General features: G+C 32.4%; 8 protein-coding genes, 1 tRNA gene and 1 pseudogene. 1 reads left to right on the forward strand and 9 read right to left on the reverse strand.

What is annotated here, in order from left to right; genetic code table 11:
* Nucleotides 1-53: 53 nt before the first annotated feature.
* The 3 genes from AC2DGP_RS14205 to AC2DGP_RS14215 form a co-directional block, all read right to left on the reverse strand.
* Nucleotides 54-2,609, reverse strand: a complete 2,556-nt coding sequence (locus AC2DGP_RS14205; protein WP_484490724.1) for an AsmA family protein — start codon at nucleotides 2,607-2,609, stop codon at nucleotides 54-56.
* 441 nt (nucleotides 2,610-3,050) lie between these two features.
* Entirely contained in the window at nucleotides 3,051-4,748 is a 1,698-nt protein-coding gene (gene lysS, locus AC2DGP_RS14210) for a lysine--tRNA ligase (RefSeq protein ID WP_484490725.1), read from the reverse strand.
* A 259-nt stretch (nucleotides 4,749-5,007) separates the two neighbouring features.
* On the reverse strand, nucleotides 5,008-5,511 hold the full coding sequence (locus AC2DGP_RS14215) for a DUF456 domain-containing protein (protein WP_484490726.1): 504 nt from the start codon (nucleotides 5,509-5,511) through the stop codon (nucleotides 5,008-5,010).
* A 126-nt stretch (nucleotides 5,512-5,637) separates the two neighbouring features.
* Between AC2DGP_RS14215 and AC2DGP_RS14220 the strand changes: the two genes are divergently transcribed.
* Complete coding sequence (locus AC2DGP_RS14220; RefSeq protein WP_484490727.1) at nucleotides 5,638-6,117, forward strand: hypothetical protein; 480 nt, start codon at nucleotides 5,638-5,640, stop codon at nucleotides 6,115-6,117.
* A 25-nt stretch (nucleotides 6,118-6,142) separates the two neighbouring features.
* Here the strand turns inward: AC2DGP_RS14220 and obgE are convergent, their stop codons facing one another.
* From obgE to AC2DGP_RS14250, 6 genes and pseudogenes are all read right to left on the reverse strand, one after another.
* Nucleotides 6,143-7,132 carry a GTPase ObgE gene (gene obgE, locus AC2DGP_RS14225; protein ID WP_484490728.1) on the reverse strand — a complete coding sequence of 330 codons (990 nt, stop codon included), beginning with the start codon at nucleotides 7,130-7,132 and terminating at the stop codon, nucleotides 6,143-6,145.
* A 39-nt stretch (nucleotides 7,133-7,171) separates the two neighbouring features.
* Nucleotides 7,172-8,289, reverse strand: a pseudogene (locus tag AC2DGP_RS14230) (adenylate kinase).
* A gap of 89 nt (nucleotides 8,290-8,378) precedes the next feature.
* The gene (gene secDF, locus AC2DGP_RS14235; RefSeq protein WP_484490729.1) at nucleotides 8,379-11,357 is read right to left on the reverse strand and encodes a protein translocase subunit SecDF; all 2,979 of its coding nucleotides are present in this window, start codon (nucleotides 11,355-11,357) and stop codon (nucleotides 8,379-8,381) included.
* A gap of 231 nt (nucleotides 11,358-11,588) precedes the next feature.
* Nucleotides 11,589-11,840 carry a substrate-binding domain-containing protein gene (locus AC2DGP_RS14240; protein WP_484490730.1) on the reverse strand — a complete coding sequence of 84 codons (252 nt, stop codon included), beginning with the start codon at nucleotides 11,838-11,840 and terminating at the stop codon, nucleotides 11,589-11,591.
* Nucleotides 11,841-11,998: 158 nt separating this feature from the next.
* On the reverse strand, nucleotides 11,999-12,871 hold the full coding sequence (locus AC2DGP_RS14245) for an AraC family transcriptional regulator (protein WP_484490731.1): 873 nt from the start codon (nucleotides 12,869-12,871) through the stop codon (nucleotides 11,999-12,001).
* A gap of 449 nt (nucleotides 12,872-13,320) precedes the next feature.
* Nucleotides 13,321-13,394, reverse strand: a tRNA-Thr gene (locus AC2DGP_RS14250).
* Between the last annotated feature and the right edge of the window lie 184 nt (nucleotides 13,395-13,578).

A 13,578-nucleotide genomic window follows, 5' to 3' on the forward strand; every position in this document is an offset into this window, starting at 1 on the left:
TCTCAATAGTTTAATCAGATGTTTTTTTTAACAGAATTTAACAGGTTTTGTTTCTAGAAAAGCCCTTTTAATAAATTTTTCGCTGCTTTTTCGATATCATTTCCTTTTGTTTTGGAACTGTCTCCTTCTTTAGTCGTTTTCTTTAATAGATTATCGATTAATTTATTTTTTTGAGATTCGATAACTTTGCCTGAGACAGCCTTAAGTGCACTTGTGAAGTCGGGAACAACGTTTGGCTTACTCACTGCTCCATTCATTTTTATTTTCATCGGGACAGTCATTTTCTCAACTTCTTCATTTGAAAGACCGGATAATAAATTAGTAGCTTCCTTACCTAAAAATTTTACAGGAATGTTTGTTGTTATTTTATAGTCCATTGTATTAGAAAAACTATGTGAACCTTCTAGTTGGATTGGAATTCCATCGTAGGATGCAATTTTGAATGGTTTGAAAGAAATAGCGCTATTTTCAAATTTAATAGCTGTTTGGATTTTTTTCATGTCCAATTTTTTCAAGTCAACAAAACTGAAATTATTTTCTAATAAACTCAAGGCATTGGATTTTTTCGGATCTATTTCTTTCACTTCTAATTTTGATAACCCGTCACCATTAAGGCTATTCATATCAGGAAAAAACTCAGCATCTAAAGTACCTGTTAGATCCATAGAGGTCGACATTTTTCCATTGAAAGCTTTCGCAAATGGAGCAATGGATGCAAACAAATCTAAAGTAGCAAAAGAAGATACGATATCAAGCTCTTTCAAGGCCATAGAAAAGTCAAATTTGCTTGGAGTAGGTTTGGTGTCTACATTTCCTTGCAGTCCTATGGTACCTCCTAGCATTTTGGCTGTGGTATTGGTGAATATTGCTTTTTGATCATAAATTTTTATTCCCCCTTTCATGTTGCTAAGTTTGATGTTGTCATAATTAACATTTTTAGCAAAAAGTTTCGTTGTAATATCTATATTGCCGGGGATTTTGATAGCTTCTAAATTATCAGATTTTGTAGTTGTTGTTTCTTCTGTATCTTCTGTGGTTTCCGTTTCAGTTAAAAAGTCGAATACGTTAAATGTGTCTGAAGTAATAGAGAAATTTCCTTGTAAGTTCTTATCGTTAAAAACAAATCCCATTAAGTTTTTTAAACTACCATTAGCTTTTAAGTCGCTTTTGGCCGTTGTGGCTTCAAAGTGTTGAAGAATAAATTCTTTTGGTGTGAAATTCAGTCTGGCCTTGTTGATTAAAATAGGATGCGGTAGCATTTCCGTTTCAATTGATAAATCTTCTAGAGAGATATAGCCACTATTTTTGATAGATTCATAAAGTTCTTTATCTAGGGCTTCTTGGGTAAATTCAGATTTTAAATGAAAAGTAGTAATTCCGTGTAACTTTTCTTCAAGGGCTATGGGATATGCTTGATTTAAATTGCCTAGGTTCAAAGTTCCATCTAGTGTCGCTTTTACATGGGGGTTACTCATCAAATTACTGAGTTGGCATTTGGCCTTAAAAATATCTTTATCAATTTTTAAATCAAATTTGTTTACTGAGATATAGGTGTCGTCAAGTTCACCGGTTTTGTTAGTGATATGAGTGTCAATATATATGTTCTCTATTGATTTAGGTAATTCAGGATAATGGAAAGAAGCATTATTAGTGGTTAAATTCAAATTAAACTTAGGCACACTATTATCAGAATAAAGTCCTGTAGCACGTCCGTTAAAATTTAACGCACCAATTGCCTCTATAGCATCAAAATTTGATGAATAGGCAGAAGGAATTAACGATAACAGACTTTTAAATTGTGAACCCTTGGAGTCAAAATCAAGATCCATTTCTATCCCTGCGTCAACGGGTTGTAAAAAACCATGAAAAGAGAGTTTTAAATCATTTAACTGGGCTAAGTTTTCTAAAAATTCAATTTTCAGATTGTCTAAATTTAGGTTCAGTTTTGCATCCCAAAGAAATTTGGCATTTTGAATTAAGTGGATGTTGTCAGAATTAAAATTGAAAGATTCAATTGAAGACTTTGTTTCAAGGAGTACGTTTTGAGAAGAAAATAGACCTGTACCTTTGTGGTTGAAATTTTTAATAGCCATATTCAAATGACTTGATTCATCAATATAATTAAAGTTGATATTTTCAAAGCTATAGTATTCTATATGTAATGATAATTCAGAATTAGAGGTGCTAGCTTCTGTTGGTGATGTGTTTTCATCATTAGATTTCATAATATCATAATTAGAAACTCCCTTTTTATTCGTTTTAAGATTGATCAAACTTTCAGTTATTGAAAAGTGGTCAACACTTAGTTTTTTAGATAGTAAGTTTGAGATGGATGTTTCTAAATTAATATTTCCAATTGCCATTAAAGTATCCCCTTCAAATGGTTTTTTATTAGTGATCAAAATATCTTCAAGGGTGATGGAAGCATTTGGGAAATCTGTCAAAAAATTTAATGAAATAGAACCGATATAAAAATCAGCGTTGATAACCTTGTTGACTTCGTTGGTTATGGTGTCATTGATCTGTTTTTTGAATAAAAAGGGAGCAATTAGCAAGGTTAAGAATAGCAATGCTACAATACTAGAAATTATTTTTATGAGGTTTTTCATGTGCTTTATTTTGGCATGATAAAAATACGATGCTGTTATTCAAACAGAGATAACACATGTTAAAAATAATCAAAAAAAAACCCACTCTACAAGTAGAGTGGGAAAATTGCTATGAAAAAGAAATTGGTGTTAAACACCAACTGGTACAAATATATAAATATTTTGTTATGTGACCATTTTATTTTGATGATTTTAAGTAATCATTAACCTTTGTTTGTTTATAAACGGTTTAAAATCGACAATAAATTGCATAAAATGCGTTTTAAATATCTACATTTATTGTGTATTGTGGGAATTACTTTTTAGTAGGAGCCTAATTAATAGCGTTAATACACTGTTATTTTTATGTAATAAAAAGAATAACTTTAACGTTTTAGAACTGCTATAAAAAGAAAAAGCACTGCTGTAAGGGCAGTGCTTTTTTAGAATTTATTATGGGAGTTAAACTAATTCTACAAATAAACCTTCTTCGGTTTTATTTACATTTGCTAAATTATTTTTAGTAAGTCCTTTGATAGTTTTATCCCATTTTTTATTAGATAAACCAGATTGTGTTTTTAAATCTCCTAAAGCAATTTTCTCAGCTTTTTCTATAAGAGCATATACTGCCTTTTCTTCATCGTTCAATTCAACAGTTGGAGCTTTTTTCTCCGGTCTCATTTGAGGGAAAAATAAAACTTCTTGTATAGATTGGTTGTTTGTTAAATACATAATCAAACGGTCCATTCCAATTCCTAAACCAGAAGTAGGAGGCATCCCATACTCTAAAGCACGCAGGAAGTCTTCATCTATAAAGTTTGAAGCTTCGTCATCACCTCTTTCAGCTAATTTCAATTGAGCTTCAAAACGTTCTCTTTGATCTATTGGGTCATTTAATTCTGAATAAGCATTTGCAACTTCTTTACCGCAAATCATTAATTCAAATCGCTCTGTTAATTCTGGATTGTCTCTGTGTTCTTTACATAAAGGTGACATTTCCTTTGGGTAATCTGTAATGAAAGTTGGTTGAATGTAATTTCCTTCACATTTCTCGCCGAACATTTCATCAATTAATTTACCTTTACCCATGGTATTGTCAACTTCAATACCCATTTCAATTGCTGCAGCTCTTAACTCGTCTTCATTTTTTCCAGTGATATCAAAACCAGTAAAGTGTTTGATAGAGTCGGCCATGGTTACCCTTGCAAAAGGAGCTTTAAAACTTACTTGATGTTCTCCGAAGACAACATCAGTAGAACCATTTACTTCTAAAGCACAATGCTCTAAAAGGTTTTCTGTAAATTCCATCATCCAGTTGTAATCCTTGTAGGCAACATAGATCTCCATTGCAGTGAACTCTGGGTTGTGAGTTCTATCCATTCCTTCATTACGGAAGTTTTTTGAAAATTCGTAAACACCATCAAAACCACCTACAATTAATCGCTTTAAGTAAAGTTCATTTGCAATTCTCATGTACAAAGGAATATCTAATGAATTGTGATGCGTAACAAAAGGACGTGCTGAAGCTCCACCTGCTATGGGTTGTAATACAGGAGTTTCTACTTCAAAATAACCTGCATCATTGAAAAACGAACGCATTGCATTGAACAATTTTGTTCTTTTTACAAAAACTTCCTTTACGTTAGGGTTAACCACTAAATCAGCATAACGTTGTCTGTATCGTAGTTCAGGATCATTGAATTCATCATAAGTATTTCCCTCACTATCCGTTTTCGGTAGTGGTAAAGGCTTTAGTGCTTTACTTAATAACTGAAAAGTTTTTACTTTGATTGAAATTTCTCCAACTTGCGTTTTGAATAATTCACCTTCAATCCCGATAAAATCACCTAAATCTAATAATTTCTTAAATACATCATTGTAAAGTGTTTTATCTTCTCCTTCACAAATTTCATCCCTATTTAAATATATTTGAATACGACCCTCAGCATCCTGTAATTCAGCAAAAGATGCTTTTCCTTGAATCTTCTTTCGCATCAAACGTCCAGCAAGAACAACTTTTTTTCCTTCCTCGTAGTTTTCCTTAATCTGTTTAGAATAAATGTCCACAGGAAATAAATCTGCAGGATAAGGATTAATGCCTAAAGCTCTTAGTTTGTCAAGCTTTTCTCTTCTTACAATTTCTTGTTCTGATAATTGCATGGTACGTATATTTATAAAATGAATTTAATAGCTTGCAAAGATACCGAATGAAAAGTGAATTTTAAATAATAAAGCCTAAAGTTTCGTGGTGGACGAGTCACATTAATGAAAAAAAATCATGAATTTTAATTTTTCTTGTTTTGCAAGTGTATTTTGTTATATTTGCAATGTGTTGTTTTGATGCTTTTAGAAAAAAGCATTATGGTTTTTGTTGAAACCAGTGGAAAGCTTCCCTCGTTTAGGGTTGCTTTTTTTTTGCTTAAAACTTAAATATTTCTGCTTTATAGATCCAAAACTCTTCCATAAAGTAATAGAAGAAAAACCCACCAACCACTAGTTTTAGACCTGTAGATAAAATAAAACCAATAAAAGAACCCATTGCTGCTTTCAAAGCCTTTTGGATATCATTTTTATCCTCTATAAGTTCGCCGATAAAAGCGCCAATGAATGGCCCTAAAATAATACCGACAGGTCCAAAAAATAATCCGACGATTAAACCAATGGTAGATCCCCAGATGCCTTTTTTGGTGCCTCCAAATTTCTTAGTTCCTACAATCGGAATTATATAGTCTAAAGCAGTAACTATAATAGCAATGATAAGTGTGGTATAGATAAAACTGGTGTTGTTTGGAACTGTATCAGTTCCATAGAGACAAAGTAAACCCAACCAACCAATTGGAGGTCCTGGGATAACTGGTAAAATCGCACCCAGTATTCCTAGGGTGATAAATAGGAAACCGAATAAAGTTAGTAGTATATCCATAAAAGCAAATTAATAAAAACCAATAATATGCAAAAGCTTTTTGTGGGTAAATAATGTAAAAGTGGATATAGGGCTATGTGTTACGATAAAAGAAAAAGTTGTATTTTCACTTACTAATTGACCACAATGATTTTGCGATTACTTTTTGTGTTTTTTATAATAATTACTTTGAGTTCATGTGATTATTTTCAAGGTGCTACAGGAAATATATTTTCGAGACACCCGGTTGATACCATTGTGGATTATCATAAAGTTGATGAATATCCTGAATTTCCTGCGTGTAAAGAGTTAATTGATACTGATAAAAAAAATCGCTGTTTTATAAATAATCTATACAATCATTTTGCTAACGACTTGTTAAAGGAAACCTTAGGGGTGCCTGAATGTACCAATGAAATAGTTACAGTTAAATTATTATTTGATGCAAAAGGAAATACCAGTTTAGTTTCTATTGAATCATCGCAGCTAGTCAAAACAGCCATTCCAGAATTGGAAGGAATCATTAATAAGAGTGTGAAATCTTTACCACAATTAAGAGGTGCGATAAAAAGATCGATTCCTGTAAGTACGGTTTTTGAATTACCAATTGTTATAAAAATGAAATAGGGATGTAATTACATCCCTATTTTATTTAGTTTAAAAGTTTCCAAATGGCATCTTTTAATTCCATAATCCCAATTTGAGCAACAGATGAAAAGAATAAGGCAGGAATACCCTCAGGGAGTTCCTTTTTTATCTCCTCTTTTAATTCATCGTCTAGCATGTCACATTTAGAAATAGCCAACAATCGTTGTTTGTCTAAAAGTTCAGGATTGTGTTTTTTCAATTCATTTAAAAGAATTTTATATTCTTCTTTGATATCATCAGAATCTGCTGGAATTAAAAAGAGAAGCGCAGAGTTACGTTCTATATGTCTTAAAAAACGATGTCCTAAACCTTTTCCTTCAGAAGCACCTTCAATGATTCCAGGAATATCAGCCATAACAAAACTTTGATGATCTCTATAATCAACAATTCCTAAATTAGGCTTTAGCGTAGTAAAGGCATAATCTGCAATTTTTGGTTTTGCTGCAGTAACCGTTGCTAGTAAAGTTGACTTTCCAGCATTAGGGAAACCAACTAAACCTACATCAGCTAAAAGTTTTAGCTCTATTTGAAACCATCCGTCTACACCAGGCATACCCGGCTGAGCATATCTTGGAGTTTGGTTGGTAGCAGATTTGAAGTTCCAGTTACCTAGTCCACCCTTTCCTCCTTCACAAAGAATAATTTCTTGCTGGTCTTCAGTAATTTCAAAAAGAATTTCTTGTGTTTCTACATCTCTTACAATGGTACCTAAAGGAACGTCTAGGTATTTGTCTTCACCATCGGCTCCAGTACTTCTACTTTTACTACCATGTCCACCTTTGTCAGCTCGGGTATGCTTTAGAAAACGCAAATGATGTAGCGTCCACATACCTTTGTTTCCTTTTAAAATAACATGGCCACCACGACCACCGTCACCACCGTCAGGTCCACCTTTGGTAATAAATTTCTCTCTATGTAGGTGTGTAGAGCCACCACCACCATCTCCAGAAGATGCGTAGATTTTAATATAGTCAATAAAATTACCGTCAGTCATGATTGTAAGGTTTAAACCTTTGCGTTATAAATGCTTGGGTTATTGTAATTTGTCAATTACGTTTGAAATTAATCCAGTGATATCATCAATAGATCCAACACCATTAATTCCATAATATTTATTTTGTTTGTCGTAATAATCTTTTACAATAGCAGTTTTAGTATTGTATTCGTTAAAACGGTTTCTGATTTTAGACTCGTCTTGATCATCTGCACGACCAGAAACTTTTCCTCTTTCTAACAAACGTCCAACAAGTACATCTTCTTCTACTTCTAAAGCAATCATTCCATTAATTGTTGCATTCTTTTCAGCAAGGAAAGTATCCAATTCAGCAGCTTGAGATTCCGTTCTTGGAAATCCATCGAAAATAAAACCATTAGCAGCTTCGTTTTTCTCAACTTCAGCTTTCAACATATTTATAGTTACCTCATCAGGAACTAAATTACCATGGTCAATATATGATTTTGCCAAAAGTCCTAATTCTGTTTCATTTTTGATATTGAAACGGAATACATCTCCTGTAGAAATATGTACTAAGTTGTACTTATCCTTTAATACTTCTGCTTGTGTTCCTTTTCCTGCTCCTGGAGGGCCGAATAATACGATGTTTTTCATTTTTATTGTTTTGATAATTTGTAAATATCTGGAAGGTTTCTTCCTAAACCGTCATAATCTAATCCATAACCCACAATAAAGTTGTCAGGGATTTCAAATGCGACGTAATCTATGTGTAATTCTTTTTTGAAAACTTCAGGCTTAAAAAATAAACTAACGATTTTTAAATCTTTAATCTGTTCCTCGCCTAGAATTTTATATATTTCTTGTAAGGTAGTACCCGTATCAATGATGTCTTCTAAAACCACAATAGTACGGTTGGTTAGATCTTCATTAATTCCTAGCAGCTGTTTTACTTTGCCGGAAGATTTGGTTTTTTCGTAAGAGGCTAATTTGATAAATGATATTTCACATTCATCTTCAAAAGCTCTCATAAAATCAGCAGCGAAAATAAAAGCACCGTTTAAAATACTTATAAAAAGAGGTCTTTCGCCATTCAAGTCTTTTTTTAGTTGTTTGGCTAAAGACTGTACAGCTAATTGGATCTTTTCACGTTGGATGTAAACCTCGAAGTTTTTATCATGTATCTTTATTGGTTTCATCTTTTGAATCTTTATTCTTCTATTAAAAATAACAGAAAACCGTCCCCAATAAAATTAGGGACGGTTTACCATTCTTAAAACGGTATAAACTATTTAGTTTTTTTTCCTTCGTTTTTGTTAGATGTATCAAACATTATTGGTGATGCCACAAATAATGAAGAATACGTTCCAACTAATACCCCGATAATCAAGGCGAACATAAATCCTTTGATAGAATCTCCTCCAAATAAGAAGATTGCTAATAATACGATTAAAGTAGTTAAAGAAGTATTGATAGTTCTTCCTAAAGTACTGCTCAATGCTTTATTTACAACTTCTGGATATTGCCATCCTGCGTGTAATTTTGAATATTCTCTAATTCTATCAAAAATTACTACGGTATCATTTAATGAGTATCCAACTACTGTAAGTATTGCGGCAATAAATGATTGACCTATTTCCATATCAAATGGCATTACTTTGTAAGCAATTGAGAAAATAGATAATACAATCAATACATCGTGGAATACTGCAGCAACAGCACCTAAACTATATTGCCATTTCTTAAATCTTAATAAGATGTATAAGAAAACCACTAATAAAGATCCTAAAATAGCCCATTTAGCTGCGTCTTTAATATCATCTGCAATTGTAGGTTCTACTTTGATAGCATTAAAGATTCCAACCTTTTGTCCATCAAACCCACCATTGAATTCTTCTAATGTAGTTCCGTCAGGTAAGAAAGCTTTTACACCTTCAAATAAAGCAGATTGAACTTCTTCATCTACACGTTGACCTTCTTCATCAATTCTAAATTTGGTAGTAATTTTTAATTGGTTGCTAGTACCATAAGTTTTAACCTCAGGTGAACTTTCAAATACGTCTTTTAAGCTATTTGCAACTTCAGATGAGTTCATTGGTTGTGCAAAACGAACTACATAAGAACGTCCTCCAACAAAATCTACACCATAGTTCAATCCATTTGTAAATAATGAACCTAAACCTAATACGATGATTGTACCTGAAACAGCGTACATCACTTTACGTTTCTTTAAAAAATCGATATCAATATTTGTAAACCATTTTTTAGTCATTCCTGTATTGAAAGTCAATGTTTGACCTTTTCCAGAATAAGCATCAATAAATAATCTTGTAATAAAAATTGCTGTAAATAAAGACGTTGCAATACCAATCATCAAAGTAGATGCAAATCCTTTTACAGGACCTGTTCCAAATACAAATAAAATTAAACCTGTTAATAAGGTAGTGATGTTTGCATCAAGAATAGAAGATAAAGCGTTGCTAAAACCATCGCTAATTCCTTCTTTCAAAGATTTTCCTCTTGCCAATTCTTCTTTGATACGCTCAAAGATAAGTACGTTTGCATCCACAGACATACCTATTGTAAGTACAATACCGGCGATACCAGGTAAAGTTAATACAGCACCAAATGCTGAAAGTATTCCGAAAATAAATAAAATGTTTACTAACAATGCTACGTTTGCAAAAATACCAGCTTTTCCGTAGTAGAAAATCATCCAAACCAAAACTAAGATCAAAGCAAGAATGAAAGATTGAATACCGCTGTCAATTGCTTCTTGACCTAAAGAAGGACCAACAATTTCAGATTGAATAATATGTGCAGCAGCAGGAAGTTTTCCGGCTTTCAATACATTGGCTAAATCTTGCGCTTCTAATACTGTGAAATTTCCTGAGATAGAAGTTCTACCACCGGTAATTGCAGTATTCACTCTAGGAGCTGTATAAACGTAATCATCTAATACTACAGCAACAAAATTTCCAACATTATCTGCGGTCATTTTAGCCCAAAGTTTAGAACCTCTTGAGTTCATAGTCATGCTAACCTCAGGGTTTGTTCCTAATTGATCGTACTCTTGAGAAGCATTGATAATTACATCCCCTTGAATAGGAGCGATGTCCTTTCTGTTAGATTTAATAGCATACAAGTTGATAACTTCTGTATCCTTGATTGGCTTAGCATCCCATAGGAATTTAACATGTTTCATTTCAGGAGACAACAACTCTCTGATTTCTTTCATGGCTAAGTATTTGTTTACAGTGGCAGTATCAATAACCGCTGCTGTACCTACAATAGAGCTAATTTCATTTTGACTTCTAGGAATTCTAGGGTATAAAACTGAAAATAAATCTTTTGTTTGTTTTGTCGCAGTAGAGTCTTTTACCTCTCCTAATAAATCATCAATTTCACTTGAAGAATCCTCCGTTGAAGCCGATTCTTCTTTTGGAGTTTCCTCTTTGAATATTTCAATGATTTTTGAATTTGCAGAGTATAAGAACTGAGCAGTTTCTTGGTTAGAGTATACTTCCCAAAATTGCAATTCTGCAGTAGATTGTAATAATTTCTTTACACGTTCAATATCTTTGGCTCCAGGTAATTCAATTAAGATTCTTCCTGAATTTCCAATTCTTTGAATGTTTGGTTGTGTAACACCAAATTTATCAATTCTACTTCTTAATACTTCAAAGGCAGTATTGATAGAACTACTAATTTCTTCACGAATAGCATCTTTAGTTTCTTCATCAGATTTCTGGAAGTTAATTTTCTCTCTTAAAGATTTGTTACCAAAAATATCTGGAGCATTTAATTTATCGTTTCCAGTTGCAATATTATCAAATGCAGCAAAGAATAAATCTAAATATGAATCAGTACTGTTTTTTTGAGCTTCTGAAGCAGCTTTTAAAGCTTTGTTAAATGACTCATTTTTAGAATTGTTTGACAACCCAATTAAGATGTCTTTTACAGATACTTGTAAAGTTGCATTAATTCCTCCTTTTAAATCAAGACCTAAATTAATTTCTTTGTCTTTGATGTCATTGTAGCTAAAAGAAACTCCAAATTTATCAAATACAGCAACATTAGCAACAGAATCTAAATAGGTTCTTTCAAATTTTGCTAAAGCTCTACCGTCGTTTTCTTCGGCATGTGCAATTGCATATTCTTTAGCGTCCTTTTCAACACCTCCCGCTAACCAAGTAAATGATAATTGGTATAAACTAACTATTCCAAAGAGAATTGCGAACAGTTTTATAAGTCCTTTGTTTTGCATTATTTATTGTCTTAAATTTTATAAACGTGCAAATATAGTATTTCAAACATGAAAAGACAATTTTTTGTTGTTTTTAATTTAACCTGCTGTTTTGTTAGAGGTTAGTGATTGTTTCTTGTCTTTTTGACGACTTTTTGGAGACTGAAAATGTCATTTGTATACTTATTAAGATAGTTTTTTTACTTGTGAAAAACGGGTCGATTTTGACGATAAATTAGGATGAGATACAAATTAAATTTGTTTGTTTTTGTTAGTTGAGTTTCGAATGATAAGTTTTGATTTTAATATTTTCCGACTGTTTTTAGAGGAGTAATTTTTGATTTTATTTAGTAGAAGTTGTGCTGATGTTTGTCCCATTTCATATCCAGGTTGATCAATACTAGTTAGTGAAGGTTGAATTAACTCATCAACAGGTTCATTATTAAAACCAATGATAGAAATATCTTCTGGGATTTTGATGCCTCTTTCTTTTGCTACTAGCATAACCGCGATGGCAAGTTAATTGCTTTGGGTAAAAAGTTTTGTTTTAAATTAAATTAGGAAAATTACACCTATCGAGTTGATTGTTGTTTTGCTCAGGACTGTATTTTAATGTAGTCGAAATTATGTTTTGTTCAGTTTTATAGGTAGGTAAGTGTGAATCAACTTATTATTCTTTTCATTTCATTTCTGTAGTTGGAAGGGCTCCAACCCGTTTTTTTCTTGAAAATTTTGTTGAAGTGAGAAAAATTATTAAAGCCACTCTCATAGCATATATCGGTAATACTTGTAGGTTTTTCTGCAAGTAACTTTGATGCATGTACTATTCGATATTCATTTACAAGTACTGTGAATGTTTTTCCCGTTACTTTTTTAAGATACCTACAAAATGATGGAGGAGTCATGTTAACTTCATTAGCAATGTCCTCTAGTCCAATGTGATTTTTAAAATTCTTAGTAATGTACTTAAATATTTGATCAACCCTATCATTATCTTGTTGATAGACTTCCATTGCAAAGTCTTGAGCGTTTAATAAGGTGTAGTTTTGAGTGATTGCAAGCTCATGTAAAATTTCTATAAATGTTAAAAGTCTTTGGATTCCTTGGAGGTTTGTGAGGTTGGTGATTTTTGGTCCTACTTCTTTTTTTACACTTGGGTGGAATAGCATTCCCATTTTTGCTCTTTCAAACAATTTATGAATAGCATCCATCTCCGGGAGGTTAAGAAATTCTTTTCCTAGAAAGTCGGGTTTCATTTGAATAGTTGTCTCAGAACCATTGATTGTTAAACGATCTGTGAACCCCATATGTGGCAAGTTTGAACCTATTAAAAGAAGTTGGCTGTTTTTGAAATAGGAGATATGATTTCCTATGTGTCTTTTACCACCGCCATTGTTAACGTATACTAATTCTAGTTCAGGATGAAAGTGCCAGAATTGAAATCTATCTTTAACCGACTCTTTATAGTGATTCATAAGGAAAGAACTACCAAAGTCTGGTTCTATCTTTTTGAGTGTGGGTTTATTAGTTAACATATCTATTTTTTACTCAAAAATAAGTAAAACCAATGTTTCTTCTATGTTATTTTATCGTAAATTATTCTAATGAAAACGTTGTAGGTTAAAATAACACATGTATTAGGCAATTATGATGATGTTTGTAACTGTATTACTGCCGTATCTTTGCAGTATAAATTTGATGATAATTTCAAGTTCATGAAAGGAAAGTTCGGAGTGGTTACCAGCGATTACTTTTTGAATGTTTTAAAGAATTATTTTTCAAAATATTGGTTTAAGTTTAGTTGAAAAAGGAGTAATCGTTGAGGTTACTCCTTTTTTTGTTTAATGTAAAATTAGGAAGTAGCAGATTCTGTCTACTGACTTATAGATAAGAGTTCTCTTTTAAGTAGGTCAAACTTTTATAAGAAATTTATTTCGGAAAGTTTAGTGCAAAAAAAAACACTTCAAATTGAAGTGTTTTTTTGAGCCGATGGAGGGACTCGAACCCACGACCTGCTGATTACAAATCAGCTGCTCTAGCCAGCTGAGCTACATCGGCCTGTATTTAACTTTGTTTCTTTTGTTATCCGTTTAAGACGCGGCAAATATACTACACATCTACGTTTTACACAAGAAAAAAATGGAGAAATTTTAAAGTTTTTTTTAAGTGTTTGGTATTCAGTATTCTTTATTGAAAATAAAAAAGAGCTACTTTAGGTAAGTAGCTCTTTTTGTTCGTTTGA

This window comes from Flavicella sp. IMCC45537, assembly GCF_057197705.1.